The following is an 835-nucleotide window of genomic DNA, read 5'->3' on the forward strand; positions in this document are numbered from 1 at the left end:
ACGCGGTGGCCGCGTCTTCGTCTGCCGTACACGCCGGCGACGGTCTCGGCGACCGCGCTACACCACTATCGGGGACTCAACTGAGCGCCAAAAGCCCGAGGCCAGCACCCCCATGGCAAGCGGTATTAGCACCGCAGCCGAGCGGGAATTCTCCATGAAGCTTCGAGACGTGCTGACCGCCTGGCAGGTGCCCGGCGGATCCGAGGCCTCGTTCAGCGTCGAACAGCAACTCTCCGTGCTTCTGCAGCATCGAAAGCGCGAGGACCGCGGCAAGGGAATGCGATCCGTCTTGCATGCTGCGTTCTCGGTCGCGCTAAGCGAGTACTGCCTTGAGGAAGGACTACCGCACCCAGGGTTCGTTGTGCTGGACACTCCGGTACTGACGTATCGCGACGCAGCCCCGATCGCAGGCGCGAGCGAAGTTTCCGACCTTGAGAACGTCCTGTTCGACGGAGGCGACGACGAGTTGCTCAGCGGCTCAGTTGCGGCGGCCTTCTATTCGTATCTCGGGACGTCGCATGCTGGTCAGGCGATCGTGCTTGAGAACCAGACGCCTCCTCATGTGGACGCCGCGGGGTGCAGCGTCATCTACTTCACTGGCGGTATAGGCACGGGCCGCTCGGGCTTCTACCCACCTATCAGGATGAGTTGATCGCTCCGCGGGGTGCGCGGAGGGACCGGCCGCCAGGCCGCAGCCCGGAGCGCGGGGCCCCGCGGCTGGCGCCGGCGCAGCCCGCGCCCTTGATACCTAAGGGTCAAGTCCCTAGGCGTGGTGTACGAAACGAATCCTCCGTCGGGCGTGTCGCTAGGCGCTGATGGCGACCTCCTCGGTGAT

1 protein-coding gene is annotated in these 835 nt (G+C 65.3%); it reads left to right on the forward strand.

Annotation, left to right across the window (positions count from 1 at the left end):
• Positions 1-154 precede the first annotated feature (154 nt).
• Positions 155-652, forward strand: a complete 498-nt coding sequence (locus IEX47_RS17835; RefSeq protein WP_188785502.1) for a hypothetical protein — start codon at positions 155-157, stop codon at positions 650-652.
• Positions 653-835: the final 183 nt, after the last annotated feature.

This window comes from Nocardioides phosphati (genome assembly GCF_014646375.1).
GTDB classification, from domain to species: domain Bacteria; phylum Actinomycetota; class Actinomycetes; order Propionibacteriales; family Nocardioidaceae; genus Nocardioides; species Nocardioides phosphati.

Bases quoted from the DNA above. Each gene is read 5' to 3' on its own strand.
- IEX47_RS17835 (WP_188785502.1), top strand. From the start codon at position 155: ATGAAGCTTCGAGACGTGCTGACCGCCTGGCAGGTGCCCGGCGGATCC.